The 21,653-nt window shown below is 61.5% G+C and carries 22 protein-coding genes; 7 read left to right on the forward strand and 15 right to left on the reverse strand.

Features of this window, described 5'->3' with window-relative positions:
• Window positions 1–4 precede the first annotated feature (4 nt).
• On the reverse strand, window positions 5–1,333 hold the full coding sequence (fliI, locus tag ABFY71_RS16680; RefSeq protein ID WP_305579672.1) for a flagellar protein export ATPase FliI: 1,329 nt from the start codon (window positions 1,331–1,333) through the stop codon (window positions 5–7).
• A gap of 418 nt (window positions 1,334–1,751) precedes the next feature.
• Between fliI and ctrA the strand changes: the two genes are divergently transcribed.
• The 3 genes from ctrA to ABFY71_RS16695 all read left to right on the forward strand — a co-directional run bounded on the left by ctrA (window position 1,752) and on the right by ABFY71_RS16695 (window position 4,874).
• Window positions 1,752–2,459, forward strand: a complete 708-nt coding sequence (gene ctrA / locus ABFY71_RS16685) for a response regulator transcription factor CtrA (RefSeq protein WP_305579673.1) — start codon at window positions 1,752–1,754, stop codon at window positions 2,457–2,459.
• A 171-nt stretch (window positions 2,460–2,630) separates the two neighbouring features.
• Window positions 2,631–3,494 carry an alpha/beta fold hydrolase gene (locus tag ABFY71_RS16690; RefSeq protein WP_347947071.1) on the forward strand — a complete coding sequence of 288 codons (864 nt, stop codon included), beginning with the start codon at window positions 2,631–2,633 and terminating at the stop codon, window positions 3,492–3,494.
• A gap of 111 nt (window positions 3,495–3,605) precedes the next feature.
• Window positions 3,606–4,874 carry an RNA polymerase sigma factor gene (locus ABFY71_RS16695; RefSeq protein WP_347947072.1) on the forward strand — a complete coding sequence of 423 codons (1,269 nt, stop codon included), beginning with the start codon at window positions 3,606–3,608 and terminating at the stop codon, window positions 4,872–4,874.
• Here ABFY71_RS16695 and ABFY71_RS16700 read toward each other — a convergent pair.
• The 3 genes from ABFY71_RS16700 to ABFY71_RS16710 all read right to left on the reverse strand — a co-directional run bounded on the left by ABFY71_RS16700 (window position 4,871) and on the right by ABFY71_RS16710 (window position 6,512).
• Window positions 4,871–5,236 carry a response regulator gene (locus tag ABFY71_RS16700; RefSeq protein WP_305579676.1) on the reverse strand — a complete coding sequence of 122 codons (366 nt, stop codon included), beginning with the start codon at window positions 5,234–5,236 and terminating at the stop codon, window positions 4,871–4,873. The genes ABFY71_RS16695 and ABFY71_RS16700 overlap by 4 nt on opposite strands.
• A gap of 82 nt (window positions 5,237–5,318) precedes the next feature.
• Window positions 5,319–5,996, reverse strand: a complete 678-nt coding sequence (gene chpT / locus ABFY71_RS16705; RefSeq protein ID WP_305579677.1) for a histidine phosphotransferase ChpT — start codon at window positions 5,994–5,996, stop codon at window positions 5,319–5,321.
• A 117-nt stretch (window positions 5,997–6,113) separates the two neighbouring features.
• Entirely contained in the window at window positions 6,114–6,512 is a 399-nt protein-coding gene (locus ABFY71_RS16710) for a YHS domain-containing (seleno)protein (RefSeq protein WP_347947073.1), read from the reverse strand.
• Window positions 6,513–6,723: 211 nt separating this feature from the next.
• On the opposite strand from ABFY71_RS16710, the gene ABFY71_RS16715 reads away from it, so the two are divergent.
• Window positions 6,724–7,293, forward strand: coding sequence for a DUF1134 domain-containing protein (locus tag ABFY71_RS16715; protein WP_371136180.1), 570 nt, complete (start codon window positions 6,724–6,726; stop codon window positions 7,291–7,293).
• Window positions 7,294–7,473: 180 nt separating this feature from the next.
• Entirely contained in the window at window positions 7,474–8,649 is a 1,176-nt protein-coding gene (locus tag ABFY71_RS16720) for a coiled-coil domain-containing protein (protein ID WP_347947074.1), read from the forward strand.
• A 119-nt stretch (window positions 8,650–8,768) separates the two neighbouring features.
• On the opposite strand, the gene ABFY71_RS16725 is transcribed toward ABFY71_RS16720, so the two are convergent.
• Window positions 8,769–9,044, reverse strand: a complete 276-nt coding sequence (locus ABFY71_RS16725) for a DUF6476 family protein (protein ID WP_347947075.1) — start codon at window positions 9,042–9,044, stop codon at window positions 8,769–8,771.
• A gap of 70 nt (window positions 9,045–9,114) precedes the next feature.
• Between ABFY71_RS16725 and ABFY71_RS16730 the strand changes: the two genes are divergently transcribed.
• Both ABFY71_RS16730 and rpoH read left to right on the forward strand, forming a co-directional pair.
• Window positions 9,115–10,143, forward strand: coding sequence for an RluA family pseudouridine synthase (locus tag ABFY71_RS16730; protein WP_347947076.1), 1,029 nt, complete (start codon window positions 9,115–9,117; stop codon window positions 10,141–10,143).
• 238 nt (window positions 10,144–10,381) lie between these two features.
• Complete coding sequence (gene rpoH / locus ABFY71_RS16735) at window positions 10,382–11,251, forward strand: RNA polymerase sigma factor RpoH (protein ID WP_305582004.1); 870 nt, start codon at window positions 10,382–10,384, stop codon at window positions 11,249–11,251.
• 52 nt (window positions 11,252–11,303) lie between these two features.
• Here the strand turns inward: rpoH and ABFY71_RS16740 are convergent, their stop codons facing one another.
• From ABFY71_RS16740 to fliF, 10 genes are all read right to left on the reverse strand, one after another.
• Window positions 11,304–12,206, reverse strand: a complete 903-nt coding sequence (locus tag ABFY71_RS16740; protein ID WP_347947077.1) for a PRC-barrel domain-containing protein — start codon at window positions 12,204–12,206, stop codon at window positions 11,304–11,306.
• A gap of 91 nt (window positions 12,207–12,297) precedes the next feature.
• Window positions 12,298–13,254, reverse strand: a complete 957-nt coding sequence (locus ABFY71_RS16745) for a PRC-barrel domain-containing protein (RefSeq protein ID WP_347947078.1) — start codon at window positions 13,252–13,254, stop codon at window positions 12,298–12,300.
• A gap of 157 nt (window positions 13,255–13,411) precedes the next feature.
• The gene (locus tag ABFY71_RS16750; RefSeq protein ID WP_347947079.1) at window positions 13,412–13,867 is read right to left on the reverse strand and encodes a GNAT family N-acetyltransferase; all 456 of its coding nucleotides are present in this window, start codon (window positions 13,865–13,867) and stop codon (window positions 13,412–13,414) included.
• Window positions 13,868–13,900: 33 nt separating this feature from the next.
• Entirely contained in the window at window positions 13,901–14,194 is a 294-nt protein-coding gene (locus ABFY71_RS16755) for a putative quinol monooxygenase (protein ID WP_347947080.1), read from the reverse strand.
• A gap of 2 nt (window positions 14,195–14,196) precedes the next feature.
• Window positions 14,197–16,335: a flagellar biosynthesis protein FlhA gene (gene flhA, locus ABFY71_RS16760; RefSeq protein WP_305581994.1), complete on the reverse strand. Its 2,139-nt coding sequence runs from the start codon at window positions 16,333–16,335 to the stop codon at window positions 14,197–14,199.
• Between the two features lie 86 nt (window positions 16,336–16,421).
• The gene (gene flbD / locus ABFY71_RS16765; protein ID WP_305581992.1) at window positions 16,422–17,789 is read right to left on the reverse strand and encodes a sigma-54-dependent transcriptional regulator FlbD; all 1,368 of its coding nucleotides are present in this window, start codon (window positions 17,787–17,789) and stop codon (window positions 16,422–16,424) included.
• Between the two features lie 12 nt (window positions 17,790–17,801).
• Window positions 17,802–18,092, reverse strand: a complete 291-nt coding sequence (gene fliN, locus ABFY71_RS16770) for a flagellar motor switch protein FliN (RefSeq protein ID WP_305582016.1) — start codon at window positions 18,090–18,092, stop codon at window positions 17,802–17,804.
• A gap of 44 nt (window positions 18,093–18,136) precedes the next feature.
• Window positions 18,137–18,787, reverse strand: a complete 651-nt coding sequence (locus ABFY71_RS16775) for a FliH/SctL family protein (RefSeq protein WP_305581990.1) — start codon at window positions 18,785–18,787, stop codon at window positions 18,137–18,139.
• Window positions 18,787–19,869, reverse strand: coding sequence for a flagellar motor switch protein FliG (gene fliG / locus ABFY71_RS16780; RefSeq protein ID WP_305581988.1), 1,083 nt, complete (start codon window positions 19,867–19,869; stop codon window positions 18,787–18,789). The genes ABFY71_RS16775 and fliG overlap by 1 nt, the downstream gene beginning before the upstream one ends.
• Window positions 19,870–19,874: 5 nt before the next feature.
• Window positions 19,875–21,503, reverse strand: a complete 1,629-nt coding sequence (gene fliF / locus ABFY71_RS16785; protein WP_347947081.1) for a flagellar basal-body MS-ring/collar protein FliF — start codon at window positions 21,501–21,503, stop codon at window positions 19,875–19,877.
• Between the last annotated feature and the right edge of the window lie 150 nt (window positions 21,504–21,653).

Consider the following 21,653-nt stretch of genomic DNA (forward strand, 5'->3'; position numbering starts at 1 on the left):
CCCATCAGTCTGCCGCGCCTGCTTCGGCGACAATGGCTTCGAGCATTTGATAGCCCGCAGCAACGGTTGTCGTCTCTTCCCGGTCCTGGCTTAGAAAAGCTTCCAGCGCCGGATAGATGGCAATAGCGCGGTCCACTTTCGGATCTGACCCTTTCCGGTAAGCCCCAAGCCGGATCAGTTCCTCCATGTCGGCATAAATCGACATGAGTTCTCGCGCCTTGGCCAGAACCGGTCGATATTCGACCGGTACACACCCTGGCATGGTGCGCGAGATGGACCGGAGCACGTTCACCGCCGGGTAACGTCCCCGTTCGGCAATCCCGCGCTCCATCACAATGTGCCCATCGAGAATGCCGCGAACGGCGTCGGCGATGGGCTCGTTGTGATCATCACCTTCGACTAAAACGGTAAACAGTCCGGTAACAGAACCGGTTGTTGGTGTGCCAGGACCGGCCCTTTCCAACAATCGTGGCAATTCTGTGAACACGGTGGGCGGATATCCCTTGGCAGTAGGCGGTTCGCCAATGGCCAGGCCGATCTCGCGCTGGGCCATGGCGAACCGGGTCAGACTGTCCATCATGCACAGCACCCGCTGGCCCTGATCGCGGAAATACTCGGACAAGGTCAGGGTCATATAGGCGGCCTGCCGCCGCATCAGCGCGGCCTCGTCGGAGGTGGCGACCACCACAACGGCGCGCGCCAGCCCCTCTTCGCCCAAATATTCCTGGATGAATTCGTGTACCTCGCGGCCACGCTCGCCGATCAGGCCGATGACGGCCACGTCAACATTGGTGTTGCGCGCCAGCATACTCATCAATACCGATTTGCCCACGCCCGAGCCTGCGAAAATGCCAAGCCGCTGACCCTCACAAACCGTGGTGAAAGTGTTGAGGCAGCGCACGCCCAGATCGAGCGGATCGCCGACACGAACCCGATCATGGGCCAGTAGCGGGTTCTGCCGCAGGGGATATGCCGTGGCGCCACGGGGGAGTGGGCCCTTGCCATCGATGGGGTCGCCATTGGCGTTGATCACACGGCCCAGCCAGCCTTCCGCGGGAAAGGCGGCGCCGTCACTGCGCTGGAAGATGGCCCGGCAGCCGAGCCGCACGCCGGCCAGTTGCCCAAACGGCAGGCACAGGGCGTGTCCATTCTTGAAACCGATGATCTCGGCGGCCAGTTGCTCGCCTTCGGTGGTCTCGATCTGTACCCGGCCGCCGATGCGCAATTCGCGCACCGGGCCGACGATTTCGATCAGCAGGCCCTGAACGGATTTGACGCGACCATAGACCTCGATGTCGTCGATTGCATCAATGGCCGAAATCAGCGCTTTCATGACAGGTCCAACATATGTCGCATCGAAGCTATTATGGTTTCCAGGCGCCTCGAATCGACGCGGTTTGCGAATCGGACAGTAACGCAACGTTAAGCAAAAGGCGCTATTGGTGGCGATGGACCGGTCCGTCTGCATCCTGACGTGTGACCCCCTCCAAACCCCATACAGTGCCAATTGCGTGAGTCCAAAGAGTCGGTTGCGGCTCTTACTTAAACCAATTTATTAAGAAAATTTGATAATTTTAACCGTTCAAATTCAATGACTTAGACTAAAATGTGCCTAACAACATTTGCGTATTGCGGAACCGAATTAAACTTTGTTAACTATTTGGACTTAGGGTTCAGTCATATCCAGTAGGGTTGGCGTGGGCAGGCCAGGTCCCACGGTTCCAGCAGGAACGAATGACAAGGGGAATATAATGCGGGTACTCCTTATAGAGGACGACAGCGCGACAGCGCAGAGCATCGAACTGATGCTCAAGTCGGAGAGCTTCAACGTCTACACCACCGATCTCGGTGAAGAAGGCGTCGATCTCGGCAAACTATACGACTATGACATCATCCTTCTCGATCTGAATTTGCCGGACATGAGCGGCTATGAGGTGCTGCGCACCTTGCGTGTCGCCAAGGTTCAGACGCCAATTCTCATTCTGTCAGGTCTTGCCGGTATCGAGGACAAGGTGCGTGGCCTCGGCTTTGGTGCCGACGACTACATGACCAAGCCGTTCCACAAGGATGAGCTCGTGGCCCGCATCCACGCCATCGTCCGGCGCTCCAAGGGCCACGCCCAGTCGGTCATCACCACCGGCGAGCTTACGGTCAACCTCGACACCAAGACCGTCGAAGTGCAGACCCAGCGCGTGCACCTGACTGGCAAAGAATACCAGATGCTTGAGCTGCTCTCCCTCCGCAAGGGCACCACGCTCACCAAGGAAATGTTCCTCAACCACCTCTATGGCGGCATGGACGAACCCGAACTCAAGATCATCGACGTGTTCATCTGCAAGCTGCGCAAGAAGCTGAGCGTGGCCACCGGTGGCAAGAATTACATCGAGACCGTCTGGGGTCGCGGCTATGTGCTGCGCGAGCCAGACGAGGTCGACAGCTACTCCGAGAACGTCGCCTAGTCCTCCCAGGCTCCTGACGTTCAACTAGACCCCCGTGCGACGCTGTCGTGCGGGGTTTTTCTTTGTCCGGCGGCCACAAAAATCTGCGGGTCTTGTCGAACAGGGCAATCCCAACTCGTCGTCTGGTCAGAGGCGCGGTCGTGTGGCCGCTTCACCCAGAGGAGACGATCCATGATCCGTACCGCGATCATCGCAGGAGCCTTGCTGATGGCTACCGCAATAGTTGCCCAAGCCGAACCTGTCGGCGCCACCATCGAGATCAATGGCATGCAGATGTATTACGAGGTGTCGGGGAAAGGGGACCCGCTGATCGTGCTGCATGGCGCCTATATGAACATACCCGCCATGGGTGCGATCATTCCCAAACTGGCCGAAACCCACGAGGTCTATGCGCTTGAGTTCCAGGGCCACGGTCGCACCACCGATATTGAGCGGCCCATTACCTATCCCAATCTGGCCGGCGACGTCGCAGCGTTCATGGATGCCATGGGCATCGAGAAGGCCGACATCTTCGGCTATTCCATGGGCGCTGCTGCCGGGCTCCGTCTGGCCATTGATCATCCTGAAATGGTCGACCAACTCGTCGCCGCTTCAGTCGCCTATGACAGCTCCGGCTGGCAGCCTGCCTTTGTCGCGTTCATTCCCCAGATGGTGCCCGAACTCTTCGTCGGTACAGCGATGGAAGATGAGTGGAAAAAGCTCGCACCGAACCCGGACGGCTTCCGCGGGGTGGTCGAAAAGCTGATCGCCCTCGAGCACGAGCCGATGGCCTGGGAAGAGGAGGTGAAGGCCCTCAAGACCCCCATCCTGATCATCGCCGGTGACGCCGATGTCTCCACGCTTGAGCACAATATTGCGCTCTTCCGCCTGCTCGGCGGCGGCGACATGGGCGATATGGGATCGCCGCTCTCATCGTCGCGGCTCGCCATCCTGCCGGCTACGTCGCACACCGCGGTAACTAACCAGGTGGAGCTGCTGCACGGCTTCATTGAACCGTTTCTTCGAGGAGAAATACCGAAGGGGATGTTTGAATAGCTCATTGGTTGCTTGCTCGGTGCTGGAGACGGGCGCCGGCCTGGCGTCGGTCCCCACATTGCTGCGTTTGTGCAGTTGCGGCATTGGCGACTTGCTGGTTTCATCGGGGTCATGGAACAGAATGCCGAAACCCACCGCGCCATCAACACGGTCTGGAAGATTGAACGTCCGCGACTGATTGCGGCGCTGACGCGCATGGTGCGCGATATCTCGTTTGCCGAAGAACTGGCCCAGGACGCCCTGTTGGCAGCGCTCAAGGCGTGGCCTGCGTCTGGCGTGCCGACCAATCCTGCGGCCTGGTTGATGCAGACGGCCAAGCGGCGGGCCATCGATCATTTTCGCCACAATTCGATGGCGGCGACGAAGCTGGAAGAAGTCGGCCGAAATATCGAGATCGACACACCAGACGTCACCGAGACCTTGCATGAGGCCATGGATGATGATGTGGGCGATGATCTGCTGCGGCTGATCTTTACGGCCTGCCACCCCATTCTGTCAGCCGAGGCCCGGGTGGCCCTGACCTTGCGGCTGCTGGGCGGATTGACCACAGAAGAGATCGCCCGGGCGTTTCTGGTTGCCGAGCCCACGATCGGGCAGCGTATCCTGCGGGCCAAGAAGACCATTGCAGCGGCAAATATCCCGTTCGAAGTGCCGCGCGGGCCGGAGCGGGTGGCCCGGCTCGGCTCGGTGTTGGGGGTGATCTATCTGATCTTCAATGAAGGCTATTCCGCTACGGCCGGGGAGGACTGGGTGCGTCCCCAATTATGTGCGGAAGCGATGCGGCTGGGGCGCGTGCTGACCCGGCTGGCGCCTGAGGAGCCCGAGGTGCATGCCTTGGTGGCGCTGATGGAAATCCAGGCGTCGCGCCTGGGCGCGCGAACCAGTCCGTCAGGGGAACCGGTATTGTTGCTGGACCAGGATCGGTCGCGGTGGGACTGGTTGCTGGTTGGACGTGGATTGGCGGCACTGGACCAGGCATTGGCGCTGGGCGGGGCGACGGGGCATTACGCCCTGCAAGCAGCAATAGCGGCCTGTCATGCCCGGGCACGCAGGGCCGCCGATACCGATTGGCCGAGGATTGCGGCCCTTTACGGGGTGCTCATGGCGCAGAACCCGTCGCCGGTTATCGAGCTGAACCGGGCGGTGGCGGTCGCCATGGCCGAGGGGCCGGCGCCGGCGCTGGTCCTGATCGAGGCCATCAAGGATGATCCGACGCTCAAGGACTATCATCTCCTGTTCAGCGTGCGCGGCGATATGTTGAGCCGGTTGGGGCGGCAGGAGGAGGCGGCGGCAGCGTTTCGGCGGGCGGCGCAGTTGACGCGCAATGGGCGGGAGCGGGCCTATCTATTGGGACGCGCCGAGGCGGCGGAGCAGCACTAGGCGGCCTGGTCGAGGTCGAATTTGGCTTCCAGAATGGCGCGGTCGAAGGGCTTCATCATGTAGTCGCTGGCACCCGCCTTGAGCGCCAGCGCGATGGCGCCGATATCGTTTTCGACCGTGCAATAGACCACATAGGGCCTTTCACCGCCGACGTAACCCCTGAGAAGCTTCAGGAAATCCAGCCCGGTCAGAATGGGCATGTTCCAGTCGAGCAGAATGGCGTCGGGCATTTCGGCCCGACATTTGTCGAAGGCCTCCTGGCCATCTTCGGCCTCATCGACAATGTAGTCCATGTTTTCGAGGATGCGTCGGGCGACCTTGCGCACCACGGTGGAGTCATCAACGATCAGGCAGGATTTCATTTCGGAGGCGCTCCAGCGCGAGTAGCACGGGTCTCATTGTGACGCAGCACTTCCTAGCATTTGGTTAGCAAATTGCTGACGGTTACGCCGCTTCGACGACCGGTTTGGGAATGGCGTTGAAATAGAACATATCGTTCTCGATGCCGATGGAGATTTCCATGTCGGTCATGCGCGCCAGAATGCCGGTGTAGAAGGGCTGAATGCCACGCGCATCGACGAAGCCTTCATCAGGCGTGCCGGCCAACAGGCCGGGAGCACCAGAGGGGATCAGCGTCTTCTGACGCTTTTCCGGATCGCTTTTGGACGTGAATTCAAACTTCTCATTGCCGGCGTCGCCGGAGATCGAGGCCGTCACCTGACCGCCGCGTGGCACCGACATGGCGGCAATCAGCAGCATGTTCATGAACAGCTTGGCCTTGTGCTTGGGCAGCAGGATCAGCGGCACGGTCCATTCCAGATCGGCCTTTTCGATCTCGAACAGGATGCGGGCAACGCGCTCGCACTCGCGGGTGTCGATATCGGTGCCCGAGGTGGAGGAGGCACCATAGGCGAGGCGGGCGAATTCGAGCTTGGCGCGGCTCTGGCGGGCAGCGCTGGCGATGAGGTCGCGGGCGCCTTCGGCCATCTCGGTCTGGGCGGGGTCGCCCAGTACTTCAAGGCCATTGCCGATTGCACCAATGGGGTTGATCAGGTCATGGCAGACGCGGCTGCAGAGCATCGCCGCGAGGTCGGTTGCCTTAAGGTCGATGATGTCAGCCATGCTGCTGTCTCCGTAGCGCGGGAATATCGGCAAAGAATCACTTTTGCAGACATTAGAGGGTGGTGGTTAAAAGTGGACCCCAAATTGCGGGGATGACGGGTGACTCCACCAGGAAGTTCAATTGATGGAGAGGTTTTTGGATAGCTCGGGCCATTTCTCCTCGGCCGTTCGCCCGGTGGCGTCGGGCGAGAGCAGGAAGGCTTCGCGATTGGCCGCAGAATAGAACAGATAGAGGCGCTGTTTGAACACGGCGTAAAAATAGGGGTCGGAATCGGCGACAAAGCCGCGCGATACGCCGGTGACATCGTGACCACCAAACTGGGGGGCATAGATTTCCGGCGCGCTGACGAAAATGTCGCGGTTCGCCGCCGTGGCGAAGTGCCAGGGCACATTCTGCCAGATATATTCATAATCGGAGACGCCCGACATCGGCGCAGGCTCAGTGAAATAGCTGACCGGATCCATCCCTGCCATGGCAATCCCGGTCAGTGGGTCGGTCACGATCAATGTGACCACGGACTGGCCCTGGGCGGGCTGGACGGTGAGCGAGCCTCCGCCCAATAGAGGCAAAACAAAGGCAAGAATGGTTAAGATTTGTTTACAGGTTTGCTTCATCTTCAAACCAAGAACGGCATGTGGACAAGGTCAACATGCCCGACAAAAGTTAAGGTCCAAGCCCTAACAAGCCGGCAATTGCCAAATTTGCCTTCCGTCCGGGAGTATTCCGATGATCAAGCGCCTCGTCATTCTATTTGCCATGCTGTGTGCCGTGGGGGCACCGGTGCCTGTGGCGCTGGCACAGGGCTCACTCAGCGACACCTATTCGGGCGAGGATCTGGTCGATAGCGGCAAACAGTTCTTTGGCAGCGCCTCGCAGGGTCTGGCGTCGGTGGTTGAGCGGGCGGTCAGCCAGTTCGGGTTGCCCAATGGCTATATTCTGGGCGAAGACGCAGGCGGCGCCCTGTTTGCTGGTGCCCGCTATGGCGAGGGCGTGCTGCACACCCGCAATGCCGGCGAATTCAACATTTTCTGGCAGGGGCCCTCGATTGGCTTTGATGTCGGTGGCGACGGCTCCAAGGTGATGATGCTGGTGTACAATCTGAGCCAGGTTTCCGACACGCTGGGGCGCTTCGCCGGTGTTGACGGCTCGGCCTATGTGCTGGGCGGCTTCGGCATGACGGTGCTCAAGCGGGGCAATGTGGTCATGGTGCCGATCCGCTCGGGTGTCGGCGCGCGGCTGGGCATCAATGTGGGGTATCTCAAGTTCACCAATGAGCCGACGTGGAATCCGTTCTGATCTGCTGACGGTGCTCGATCAATTTTGCCATGCCGGGGCCAAAAAACCCCGGCATTGTCGTGACGGGGCGACCGCGGCGCGTTAGGGTTAATCACTGGCGAAGATGGTGGTAGCGTCCCATAGCTGCCAGAACGGAGGAGTCCATGCCGGTTCAGGCCGCGTGGTTTCGGAGTTCGGCCGATGCTCATTGAGAACATCATGTATTTTGCGCTGGGCCTGCTGATTGCTGGCCTGGTGGCGCTGATCATCCTGCCGGCGGTGTGGAAGCGCGCCGTGCGCCTGACCAAGCGCCGCATCCAGGCGGCCACGCCCATTACCATGGCTGAGTTCCGCGCTGACAAGGATCAGTTGCGCGCCGAGTTCGCCTTGTCCACACGGCGGCTGGAAACGCATGTCGAGACGCTGCGCGGGCGGCTGGCGGAACAACTCGGTGACGTCAACCAGAAACGCAGTGACCTGGCACTGCTCCAGGCCGAGCGCGACAAGAACCTCGAAATCATCAAGGAGCTGGAACTTCGCGAGGCCGAACTGCGCCGTCGGGTGCCCGAGCTGGAACGCGAGGCCACTGATCTGACGCAGCGGCTGCGGATGCGCGAACGTGATCTGGACGCCCGCGGCGACGAACTGGAGATGCTGCGCAAGGCCGTCAGGAGCGGGTTGCCTGAAGCCACCAGAGGCGATGGCGTCGTGCTGACCGGCGATGACGCGCAGGATGTGGAGCGGTTAAGCACGGCGCTGGCAATCGAGCAGAAGCGGGCGGGCTTTCTTGAGGAACAGGCCAGAAGCCTGCTGGCGCGGCTCGAATCTTCTGACCGGCGCAGTGCCGAAACCACGACGGCAATTGCCCAGATGCGCACCGCCCTGGCCGGGCAGGATGACCAGAAGGTTGCTGCCGCCGACAATCTGGCGACGGCCGAAGCGCGTATTGCCAGCGCGGAAAACCGGCTCAATGCCATTCTGGCCGAGAGCAATCAGGTCGTCGACAAGGCGGCAGGGCGCGCCGGGCAATTGCTCGCCGACAAGCTGGCGCTGGAAGCCGAGGTCGAGACACTGCGCCGGAAGGTGACCAGTGTAGAATCGACCATCATGGCGGACTGGGACAGCGAGCGTGTCGAAGAGGCCTATCTGCGCGAGAAGCTGAACGATATTGCGGCCAGCGTCAGCCGACTGGTCTATGCGGTTGATACCGATACGCCCGTGCCAGCAACTGACGGCGAAAGCCTGTTTGACCGGGTGCAGCGGTTTGCCGATGACGGTGAAGGCAGTGATGCGCTGCCGATGGACCCGGTGCCGCAAGGGCGGGGCGGCTCGGTAACCGATCGCATGACGGCGCTCCGGGAAATCCAGCAGCGCTAGAGCTCCAGAACTTTTATGTGCCGCGTTTTTCGAGCCGCAAAAGTGGCGCCACTTTTGCTGAAAACGCTTTGGCCTGCGCTGGCTATGGGTGCCAGCTGCGGACTGGCGGGGCGAGCCAGCTAGCGGATCGTGACGCTGCGGGTGAGTTCACCGGTCTCCTGATTGAACAGGGAGAGTGTGGTCACGCCGTCAATGGTGTAGGTTACGTTGATGGCGCCCTCATTGACGGAAGCGCCGATTATCACGGCACCGGCAGGAAGCGTTACGGCCTCGGCCACGGGCGGCGGCGGGGCATCGCGCATCACGCGATAGACAAGGGCGAAGCCAATCGCCATAAAGCCCAGCAATAGGATGCCGATCGAGATACCGAACGAGCGGCGTGCCTTCCCCAGCATGGCAAGAGCTTCTGGCGTCAGCGGCGCATCCGCTTTTGGCTCGCTGGGCCCAGTTTCGTTAGGATTGTCCATGGCCGAAAATACCGCACTAGAGTTTGAGGGCGACGAGGTTGAAGTCGTGGTCGATGCCGGGATGGCCGGCGGGCGGCTTGATGCCACGCTGGCCAAGGCACATAGTGTGCTCAGTCGCAGCCGGATCAAGGATCTGATCCTGACCGGCGCGGTCAGCATCGACGGCAAACCCGTCAGTGAGCCCAAATACCGGCTTAACGCCGGCGAAACAATCATTCTTCTGGCGCCGCCCCCAGAAGACTCTGAGCCGCAGGCCGAAAACATCCCGCTCGATATCCTCTATGAGGACGATCAGCTGATCGTCATCAACAAGCCGGTGGGCATGGTGGTGCATCCGGCACCAGGATCGCCCAATGGCACGCTGGTCAATGCGCTGATCTACCATTGCGGGGAAAGCCTGCAGGGGATTGGCGGGGTCAAACGTCCCGGCATCGTACATCGGCTCGACCGCGACACTTCGGGGGTGATGGTGGCGGCCAAGACCGAGCGGGCCCACCGGCACCTGTCGGCGCAGTTTGCCGATCATGGCCGCACCGGCCCGCTGCATCGGGCGTATATCGCCTATGTCTGGGGCTCGACCGAGACGGCCAAGGGCAGCATTGATGCGCCGCTGGGACGCGACCAGAACAATCGGTTGAAGCAGACCGTGCGCAAGGATGGTCGCGAGGCGATTACCCATTATCTGGTCGAGGCGCGCTTCGGCGGTGAGGGCTGGGACATCACCCGTATCCAGTGTCAGCTCGAGACTGGCCGGACCCATCAGATCCGCGTGCATATGGCCCATATCGGCCATCCACTGGTGGCTGACAGTGTTTATGCTTCGGGATACGCCACCAAGCTCAATCGGTTGCCACCCGAAGTAGCGGCGCCCATTCAGGCGCTGGGCCGCCAGGCGCTGCATGCGGCCGAACTGGGGTTTGAACATCCAATCAGCAAGGAAGAATTACTGTTCGAGGCCCCGCTGCCGCCTGATCTCGAAGCGCTCGAAGAGGCGCTGGGCGACTATAACAAGGCGTTTGCGCGTTAGCGTCACCACATGGTGATGGAGCGTTCCGGCCCGTTGAAATGTTATTTGGGCAGTGCACTGGTACGACACGCAACCATTGCCTATTTGTAACGTTTGCCGGGGTTGGCACGTCTTACATTCGCCCAATTGCCAACTATATATATCATTCATCGTAATCTGCCGATGGCTCAGGTTGGGCAGGGGCGGATTTGGAGATTCCGCCCGCGGCATGCGGGGGAACAGGGAAAGGGGTGCATCAATGGCCCAAACAAATTTGCCAGTGCTCTCGGCCGAAGGCGGCCTGAGCCGTTATCTGCAGGACATCCGCAAGTTCCCCATGCTGGAACCGGACGAAGAGTTCATGCTGGCCAAGCGCTACAAGGAACATGAAGATACCGAGGCAGCGCAGAAGCTGATCACCTCGCATCTGCGGCTGGTTGCCAAGATCGCCATGGGCTATCGCGGCTACGGCCTGCCGATTTCGGAAGTGATTTCGGAGGGCAATGTTGGCCTGATGCATGCGGTCAAGCGGTTCGAGCCCGACAAGGGCTTCCGTCTGGCGACCTATGCCATGTGGTGGATTCGCGCGGCGATTCAGGAATATGTGCTGCGCTCCTGGAGCCTGGTCAAAATTGGCACCACGGCCGCCCAGAAGCGGTTGTTCTTCAACCTGCGCAAGGTGAAGGGGCAGATTGCAGCGCTGGACGACAATGGGCTGCATCCCGATCAGATCAAGCAGATCGCCACAACGCTCAAGGTAACCGAGGCCGATGTGGTGTCGATGAATGCGCGGCTGTCGGGCGATGCCTCGCTCAACTCACCGATGCGGGCCGATGAAGGCACGTCGGAATGGCAGGACTGGCTGGTCGATGACACGCCGAGCCAGGAAACCGCGCTGGGCGAAAGCGAAGAATATTCCGAACGCATGGGCTTGCTGAACAACGCCATGGATGTGCTCAATGAGCGCGAAAAGGCGATCTTCCACGCCCGTCGCCTGCAGGAAAGCCCATCGACGCTGGAAGAGCTGGCGCAGCAATATGACGTCAGCCGCGAGCGGATCCGGCAGATCGAAGTGCGGGCCTTTGAAAAGGTGCAGGAAGCGGTGCGCGAAGCAGCAACCGCCGCCTGAGTGGCGCTGATCGGTATTGAAATAGGCGGGCCCGGGCCCGCCTATTTTTTGGTCAGGGGCTGACGATCATGCGCTGAGCATCGCGCTCCTGGGAATAGGTAGCTGGATCATAAACCGGCTGAGCTTCAAGCTGAGCACGCGTGGTGTTGAGGAAGAGGTAGCGGCTATCGGTGGTGTCGGTGGAAAAGATGAGGCTGTCACCGGCCACCGCCACGGGCTTGGCGCCCAGGCCGAGAAAGCCGCCGACATCGACGATGACGGCGTCGATTCCGCCATCGGGTTGGCGCAGTACATCGCCAATCGTGCCGATCTGCTGATCATCCATGCCATAGACGGCCACGCCGGTCATCTGCTCGTCGGTCAGCTCAACGATATCGGCGGCGGGGCTGACGGCGTCCTGGCGTTCGGGTTGGTCGGTGGTGAGATCGGGATCGACTGCCACAGCATTCGGATTGCCGTCGACCAGTTGGGCTTCTTCCTCGGATTTGGTGAGGGCGGGCGTGCCCGTAACCTCTTCGCTATCGGCCCAGATAAAAGCGGGGGCTGACGAGAGGGCCTCGGCCGTGGTCGGCAATACCCAGCGATAGCTGCCATCGGGACGCTCGGCCCATTCGAGCTGGGCGAAGTCGACAGCGACATCCTTGGCGCCGACGCCGAGAAAGCCGCCGACGCTGATGATGGCGGCGGACAGGCCCAGGCCGGGGGTGACCACAAGGTCGGTGATGGTGCCGATTTCGTCGGCATCATCGGTCGTGGCGGTGAAAACGGTGGCGTTGAGGAGCTTGGTGACCAGCGTGTCATTGCCGGTGATGGAATAGCCATCCGACAGCAGCAGCGGCGTGGCGAGGCCGGTGCGGGCGAGTTCGCTGCCGGGCGCGATCACCGGGGCATCCTGGGCAAAACCGGCAGGGACCAGCAAGCTGGCAAACATGGACAGGGTGAGCAGACGGCGCATAAATCAATCCTCCAACAAGACGCAAAAGAAGGGCCGGCGGTGCCGGCCCTTCGGGGTTGATCCGCGAAGGACCTGTTATCGTTGCGCGCGATTACATGTCGGTGGCGCGCTGGGTCGGATCGTTCGCGTAAGTGGCTTCGTCGTAGTCGGGCTGGGTTTCAAGCTGCTCGCGGGTGAAGTCGCTGTAGATCACCAGGTCGCCACTCTCATTGGCAGCAAAGTCGAGATTGTCCAGTGTCACAGCCACACGCTTCTGGCCGAGGCCGAGGAAGCCACCGAAGTCGACAACCATGGCATCGATCTCGCCATCGGCGGTCAGCAGGATGTCACCGACTTCGCCGATGTCTTCGCCATTGGGGCCGATAACGGTCGCGCCGGTCAGGTTTTCGGCCGTGAGGGCCTCATACTCGATTGGTGCGTAGCCTTCACGGGGCAGCGTCGTCGTTGCTGCACCGTCAGTGGCAGGGGCCGCCGGGGCGACGGCTGGATCGGCTGGGGTCATGCCATCAGCCGGGGCCATGGCATCGGCTGGGGCCATGCTGTCAACCGGCGCCATCGCATCAGCCGGTTCATCTTCCTGCCAGACGAAGTCTGGAGCGGCATTCAGCGCGTCAGCGGAGGTGGGCAGGACCCAGCGCTCGGTGTTGTCGGTCGCGACGGTGAATTCAAGCGACGCGAAATCCACGGCCACTGACTTCTCGCCAATGCCCAGGAAACCGCCAACGCCGATCACCACTGCGGTGATCTGACCGTCATTGCTGAACACCAGATCGGTAACGTTGCCGATTTCCTCGGCGTCATCGCCCGAGCTGGAATAGACGGGCTGGTCGATCAGGCGTGTAGCCAGATTGTCGGTGTCGACTGCAGTGTAACCAGTCGCCATATCGAATGGTGCAGCGCTATGGGCGGCGCCCATGGCATCGGTGGCCGGGGCTTCAGTGCTGGTTGCTGGCGCCGCCGGATCGGTGGCAGGAGTGGCATCCTGGGCAATGGCGCCGGTCGACATCAGGGCAGCAAGGGCCGTAGTGGCCAAAAGGGTGCGGATCATAGTAAGCTCCGTATGTTCATTCTTGTGGTGAACGGGCCGTGCGATGCAAAACTTGCAGGTGGCGCATCGTGCGGCCCATGATGTCACAACAACGCGACGACTCGCCGAGACGTTCCCAATAAAGTCGCCTCGTGGGGTCGCCCTGCCCGGATGCCGGTCAATCGGTCAGTTGGGCGCTGTCGCGATCATAGGTGCGCATGGCCCGGTGCGGCATGCCGCCATCCTGGAATTCAGGGCCAAAGGCGACAAAGCCCAGCCGCTGGTAAAAATCCAGCTTGTCGGACTGTGCTGTCAGATAGAAGCGATCACGCCCAGCGGCGCGGGCGTGGGCCATGGCGGCATGGATCATCGCCTTGGCGATGCCCTGACCGCGAAAGGCCTGGCGCACGGCGACGCGGCCAATTTTGACGTGCTCAGGCCGGTCGAGCAGGCGCAGCGTGCCAACGACCTCCCCGGCAGCGATAGCGACAAAATGAGTCGCCGTCAGATCATCGGCATCGTGTTCCTCGGCCTCGGGGACCTTCTGTTCCCAGACAAAGACTTCGCGGCGCAGCGCGAATGCGGCATTGCACAGGGTCGAGAACGGCGGGACGATAAGGATCGAGATGGTCATGGCGCCACGATAGCCGAGCGGGCGCCCTACTGCCTAGTGGTCTGGCCCGTCAGCAACCGTCACGGTGTAGTGCCGGTTGAGGCCCGCAGTGACTTCGGCCCAGGCCGACGCTCTGGTGCGGGCCTGGTGCAGGTCGAAGGCGGCCTGATCGACAAAGGTCTCAGCGACCAGAAAATGTCCGGGCGTGGTTGCGCTCTGGCTTACCTCAAAGGCCAGGCACCCGGGTTCTGCACGGGTGAGGGCGATGTGGGCGGGCAGGGCGGCAACGACCTGAGCAATCCGCTCCGGCGGCACCTCAAGATAGCCTTCAAGCCGAACCCTGCCCACTTCTAGACGCTGCCGACTGTCTTGAGGCGAATGCGCGGATGCACTTCATTCTGGCTCATGACCACGGTTTGTGGCCGGAAGCGCTCGATGATGGCGCGGACGTGGGAGCGAATGCCCGGGGAGGTGATGAGGACCGGAATTTCACCCGTCTGGGCGGCCTTCTCATAGGCTACCTGGACGGCGCCGATAAACTGCTGCAGGCGTGACGGTGCCATGGCCAGATGGCGGCTGTCGCCTTCGCCAACCATGGCTTCGGCGAAGTCGCGCTCCCATTGGGGGCCCAGTGTCAGCAGCGGCAGATTGCCGTCGGGGCCCAGATTGGCGGCGCAGAGCTGGCGCGCCAGGCGGCTGCGGACATGCTCGGCAATGGTCTGCACCGAGCGGCCATTGCCGGCGATTTCGGCAATGCCTTCGAGAATGGTCGAGAGATCGCGGATGGAGATGCGCTCGTTGAGCAGGGTCTGCAGCACGCGCTGCACGCCCGAGACGGTGATCAGGCCGGGCACGATATCCTCGACCAGCTTCTGCTGTTCCTTGGGCAGACCCGAAAGCAGGGACTGGACATTGGCGTAGCTGAGCAGGTCGGCCACATTGGTCTTGAGTACTTCGGTCAGATGGGTGGAGATGACCGTCGAGGGATCGATGATGGAGAGCCCACGCAGTTCGGCCTCGTCGCGCAGCGCCGGTTCGATCCAGGTGGCGGGCAGGCCAAAGGTCGGCTCGGTGGTGTGGTGGCCCGGCAGGTCGATCTGGTTGCCGTAGGGGTCCATGACCATGAGCTGGCTGGCGAAAATCTCGCCGGCACCGGCCTCGACTTCCTTGATCCGCACCTTGTAGCTGTTGGGCTCGAGCTGCATGTTGTCGAGAATACGCACCGGCGGCATGATGAAGCCAAGCTCGGTCGCCAGTTGGCGGCGCAGTGCCTTGATCTGTTCGGTGAGGCGATCAGAGCCGTTCTCGTCTTCCTTGACCAGGCTAAGCAGACCATAGCCGAGTTCAAGCTTGAGCTCATCGATCTTGAGGCTGTCGGTGATGGGCTGTTCGTCAGATTGCCCGTGCGGCCCGCCGGGCAGGGCTGGCGCATTGGCGGCGGCGGCGAGGCTGGCGTCCTCGCGGTGCTCATCCTTGGTGCGGGCCGAACGCCAGGCGACATAGCCGACAAAGCAGGCGATGGAGAGGAACGGAGCGATGGGCATGCCGGGCAGGAAAGCCAGCACGCCCATGACGGCCGCGGACATGCCCAAGGCCCGTGGATAGCCGGTGAACTGGGCCGACAGGGCCTTGTCCGCTGAACCGGTAACGCCGGATTTTGACACGAGGATACCGGCCGCGGTCGAGACGATCAGCGCCGGGATCTGGGAGACCAGACCATCACCGATGGTGAGCAGGGTATAGACATTGCCGGCCTCCTGGATCGTCAGTCCCTCCTGCATCATGCCGATGAAGATGCCGGCAATGACGTTGATGAAGGTGATGATCAAGCCGGCGATGGCGTCGCCGCGCACGAATTTGGAGGCGCCGTCCATATTGCCGAAAAAGGCGCTCTCGCCTTCGAGCTCGGCGCGGCGCTTCTTGGCAGCGTCTTCGTCGATCAGACCGGCACTGAGATCGGCGTCGATGGCCATCTGCTTGCCGGGCATGGCGTCGAGGTTGAAGCGTGCGGCCACTTCGGCGATACGGCCCGAACCCTTGGTGATGACGATGAAATTGACCAGCACCAGGATGGCGAACACCACCACGCCGATGACGAAATTGCCCCGCATGACGAAATTGCCAAAGGCTTCGATGACGTGGCCCGCCGCTGCGGTGCCGGTGTGACCATCAGACAGGATCAGGCGGGTGGTGGCCAGGTTCAGACCGAGGCGCAACATGGTGGCGATCAGCAGAACTGTGGGGAAAGACGAGAATTCCAGCGGCTTCTGAATGAACAGCGCCGTCATCAGAATCATCACCGAAAACACAATGGAGATGGCCAGCAACCCATCGAGCAGGAAGGGCGGCATCGGCACGATCAGGATGACGATGAGGCCCATGACGCCGGTCGCCAAGGCGATGTCGCCTGAACGCAGCATGTCCACGACCGATGCGGGGGTCGGGATCTTGAAGGGCGAATGCTGGCGGCCGGTGGGCAGGTCGGTCATGCCGCAATCCTAGATTGTGTCAAACCGCCAACCCTCCCCCGTGCGGGGAGAGTTGGGGAGGAGGATTGGCTGGTCAAATGTTCCAACTACGCCACGCTGCGGCGTTCGCCGGGATCGGGCACGGGCGTGCCTTCATCGGCATATTGGTTGAGCTTATTGCGCAGCGTGCGGATCGAGATGCCCAGGATAGTGGCGGCATGGGTGCGGTTGCCCAAGGTATGATCCAGGGTATCGAGAATCAGATCGCGTTCGACATCGGCCACGGTGCGGCCGACCAGGGCCGCCGACATGGTTTGAGCGGTGTGGGCCAGCTGAGAGGAGAGCGAGCTGGCGGCAGCCACTTCGTTGAGACCCATGCCATCGGGCAGGACAATGGCATCGGAACCGATGACATCGCCTGAAGAGAGCAACACCGCGCGATGCAACGTGTTTTCCAGCTCACGGACATTTCCCGGCCAGGGGGCCTTGAGCAGGGCAGCACGAGCGTCAGGGGAAAGGACGCGCGGTGGCAGGCCATTGGCCTTGGCATATTTGCCGACAAAATGCTCGGACAGCGCAGCGATATCGCCGGGACGATCGCGCAGGGGCGGGAGCTTGAGATTGACGACGTTGAGACGGAACAGCAGGTCTTCGCGGAAGCTGCCCTCGCGGACGGCCTCGTTGAGATTGCGATTGGAGGTGGCAAGAATGCGAATGTCGACGGGAACGGGCTTGCTGCCGCCGACGCGGTCAATCAGACGTTCCTGAATGGCGCGCAGCAGCTTGGCCTGCAGGCGCACATCCATCTCGCTGATTTCATCGAGCAGCAGGGTGCCCCCCGAGGCTTCCTCGAACTTGCCGATACGGCGGGCGATGGCGCCGGTAAAGGCACCCTTTTCGTGACCAAACAGTTCCGATTCCAGCAGCGCTTCGGGAATAGCGGCGCAGTTGATCGAGATGAAGGGCTTGTTGGCGCGCTTGGAGCGGGCGTGAACATATTTGGCCAGGACTTCCTTGCCCGTGCCGCTTTCGCCGGTGATCAGGATTGAGGCATCAGAACCGGCGATCTGGTCGGCCATTTTGACGACCCGCTCCATGGCCGGATCGCGGAACAGGAATTCCGAACTGTCGCGGGCGACGGCGGCGATGACGGCGGCGATCAACTCGGCATCGGGCGGCAGGGGGATATATTCCTTGGCGCCGGCGCGGATGGCATTGACCGCTGCAGCAGCATTGGCCTCGACGCCGCAGGCGACCACTGGAATGGCAATGCGCTCGGCTTCAAGCCCGGCAATCAGGCCGGCAATGTCCATGACCACATCGACCAGCAACAGGTCGGCGCCACGGCCGGCGCGCAGGGCAGCCAGCGCGATCTCGACTGACGGGGCGTGGGCGACTTTGGCGCCGCCATTCATGGCCATCTTGGTGGCGGTGCTGAGCTGGCCTTCGAGGGCCCCGACGATGAGCAAACGCATCTTGAGTTCTCCCTACTGCGGCTTGATGATTTCGGTCATGGTGACGCCCAGCTTGGACTCGACCAGCACGATCTCGCCCCGCGCCACCAACCGTTCATTGATGAAGATCTCAACGGCCTCACCAACCTGGCGGTCGAGCTCGATAACCGTGCCGGTGTCGAGCTTGAGCAGATCGGAAACGGCCATCTTGGTGCGCCCCAGCACGACCGAGATCCGCACAGGAACGTCAAACACCGCCTCCAGATCGGCAGCGCTGCGTTCAACATAGGCCTCGGGCGTTTCCTCGCGGACGCTGGCCAGCATCTCTTCGAAGTTGATGGCTTCTTCGGTGTCATTATCAGAATCGCTCAATGGCCACTCTCCTGTGCAACGGGCTTGCCGGACTTGGCGGCGAGATAGGTGGTGATCTTGTTGTCGATATCCTTGGACGTGGCGCCGATATTGCGGACCAGACCGCCATCGACCCATTCCAGCTTGCCATCACTCATCCGCTGATCGGGATCGCCCATGACCACCAGACGGCCGGAAAAGCCGGAGGTCTGCATATGGGCAGTGGCGATGTCACGGATGCCATCGGCAATCTTGGGATGGCAGCGAACCACCAGGTGGGGAACGCTACCAAGACTCTGCATGCATTCGGCAATCAGGGCATCGAGTTCGGCGGTGGGGTAGCGGGCCAGCAGGTGCAGGGCCAGCTTGCGGCCAATCGCAGCGGCAAGTTCGATGGCGTCGTGCTGGGCCTGGTTGATGGCGTCATCCAGCGCTGCCGCCATTTCGGCGCTCTGCGTAGCCAGGGTGCCAGCCGCCGAGGCCAGCGTCTGAGCCGCCTGGCTGACAGCACTGCGTTCGCCAGCAGCCAGACCTTCCGCATAGGCATCCTCGCGCGCCTGGGCAACCAGTTGGGCGACCAGTTCCTCGGGTACGGTGGGCTTGGGCGCAGCAGCGACGGTCTTCTGCCCCATATCCAGATCAAAGGTGAAACGAGCGGGTTGTGCCATTATGCCACCATCTGATCGTCAGCTTTGGTCTTCATGATCATGATCTCACCCTTGGCGGCGAGATCCTTGGCGGTGGAGACCATGCGGCCCTGGGCTTCGTCGACATCCTTGAGGCGGACCGGGCCCATGGCCTCCATATCGTCGCGCAGCAGCCTGCCCGTGCGGGTGGCCATGTTCTCGAAGAAGGTAGCCTTGACGGCGTCGTTGGCGCCCTTGAGCGCCATGGCCAGTTCCTTCTTGTCCATCCGCGCCAGCAGGGTCTGGATCGCCGAGGATTCGAGCTTGGCCAGGTCTTCGAAGGTGAACATCAGCGCCTTGATGCGTTCGGCGTCATCGCGATTATTCTCTTCGAGCGTGGTGATGAAGCGCGCTTCGGTCTGGCGGTCGAAGGAGTTGAAGATTTCGGCCATCTGTTCGTGGCTGTCGCGTCGCTTGGAGTGGTTGAGCGTGGACATGAACTCGGTGCGCAGTGTGGATTCGATCTTTTCGAGGATTTCCTTCTGCACCGGATCAAGGCCAAGCATGCGCTGGACGACGTCCATGGCGAGCTCTTCTGGCAGTACGGCCAGGACCTGCGAGGCATGATCGGTGGCAATCTTGGAAAGCACCACAGCGATGGTCTGGGGATATTCGTTCTTGAGATAGGCAGCCAGCACGTCGGCCTGCACATTGGAAAGCTTTTCCCACATGTTGCGACCGGCCGGGCCACGGATCTCTTCCATGATGGAATCGACCTTGTCCTGGCTCAGGAAGCTGAGCAGCAGGCGTTCGGTCGTATCGGTATTGCCCGCCAGTGAACCATTGGACGACACGGCGGTGACGAACTCGATCATCAGATCGTCGAGCATTTCCTGGGTGATCGGACCCAGGCGTACCATGGCGCGGCTGAGTTGCTTGATCTCGAGCTCGTCGAGTTCGTCAAAAATGGGCTTGCCGTAGTCAGGGCCGAGCGCCAGCAGCAGCGCTGCCGCTTTTTCGTCGCCCTTGAGGACGCGCGCCTCGGTTGTCTCGCTGACAATGAGCTGGGCGGCTGCCTTGGCAGCCTCGGGGGGTGTTTCGCCGGATTGAGATACGAGGGCCATCGGGGTTACGCCGCGCTACCAAGCCAGTCGCGCACAATCAGCCCGGCCTGTTTGGGGTTCTCTTCGACAAGCTCGCCGACCATTTTAAGGGTCTGGAGCTGGGTTTCGCCCATGGATTTGGCGTTGGAGACCCAGGCGGGGGTCTTGTCCCTGGGTTCTTCAGGAGGCGCGGTGATGATCTGACCATTGGGGCCGAGTACGCCCTGGTGGCCGACTTCGGCTGCTGGCGGCAGCGACAATGGCTTGATTTCAGGGGTCAGCACCTTCTTGAGCAATGGTCGCATCACGAAGAAGACGAGGGCCAGGGCGATCAGCAGGGTGACGGCCATCTGGGCGCCATTCATCAGATCATCACGGGTGAAGTCGAACAGGCCACCGCTGGCATCCGTACCGGGTGTGGCCAGTTCAGGACGTTCGGCAAACTGCAGGTTGACCACCTCGACGCTGTCGCCGCGGGTTTCCGAGTAGCCCACCGCGGAGCGAACCAGGGTCAGTATCTGGGTGACGTCCTCGGCACTGCGGGGGGTGTAGGTGACATTGCCGGCGCCATCTTCAACATAGGTGCCATCAACCACCACAGCGACCGAGAGGCGCTTGACCTGACCGGCTTCGGTGACGGCGGTCTGGGTCGTTTTGGAGATTTCGTAATTGGTCACTTCCTCGGTGGAGGTGCCCTGCTCGGTGCCGCCGGCACCGCCATTGGCGGAGGCGCCGGGCAGTTCATTGGCCACGGTCACCTGGCCATTGGCGCCAGCGGTGAGATTCTCGGTTTCCCGGATCTGGCTGGAGCGAACCACCTGGGATTCGGGGTCGAAGGTCTCCTGGGTCGTGGTGGAGCGGTTGAAGTCAATTTCGGCGCTGACTTCAACGCGGGCCCGTCCGACCCCGACAATATTGGACAGCATGTCCTCGACACGCGTGCGCAGGCGGTTTTCGTAATTCAGGCGGCGCTCGGCGCTCTGGCCCGACAAGGCGCCCTCGCCCTCGTCGCCGGAGCCCGAAGCGAGCAGATTGCCCTGATCATCGACAACCGCAACATGGGATGGGGTCATGCCTTCGATGGCCGAAGCGACCATGTGCTGGATGGCGCGAATTTCGCTGCTCGACAGTTCGCCCCGGACCGAGAGCACGATGGAGGCGCTAGGGTCCTTGCGTTCGCGGCGGAACAGTTCGCGCTCGGGCAGCACGAGATGAACGCGTGCCGACTTGATGCGGGTCAGCGAATTGATGGTACGAGCCAGTTCGCCTTCAAGGGCGCGCACATTGTTGATGTTCTGCACGAAGCTGGTGGCGCCCAGCGTGGACTGCTGGTCGAATATCTCGTAGCCGACCTGGCCGCGCTGGGGCAGGCCAGAGCCGGCCAGGGTCATGCGCAGGGTGGTGATCTGGTCGCGTGGCACCAGAATGGTGTCGCCCTCGCCGCGCAATTCATAGGGCACGTTAAGGGTCTGCAACTCGCTGATGATCGAGGAGGAGTCTTCCAGGCTCAGGCCGGTATAGAGCGGCGCCAGGTTCGGTGTCTGGGCGCGCATGACAAGGAAGGCAAAAAAGCCCAGCATGAGGACAGCGACAGTCGCCATGGCTGCCAAGCGCGGCAATCCTATGCGGTTCATCAACTGTGTGAAATTATCCAAGCCGGCACTCGATTCAAACGGGACTCATGCCAACGCAACAATGCACGCTGATCGCTGGGCAAAAATTACCTAGCTGGTGGTAAACAGAGGGTTAACGAATTGTTGCATAATGCAATTCTCGGCAGATATTGCCGGGCACAGTGAATGAAG

It is taken from the genome of Devosia alba (assembly GCF_039938915.1).
GTDB classification, from domain to species: Bacteria; Pseudomonadota; Alphaproteobacteria; order Rhizobiales; family Devosiaceae; genus Devosia; species Devosia alba.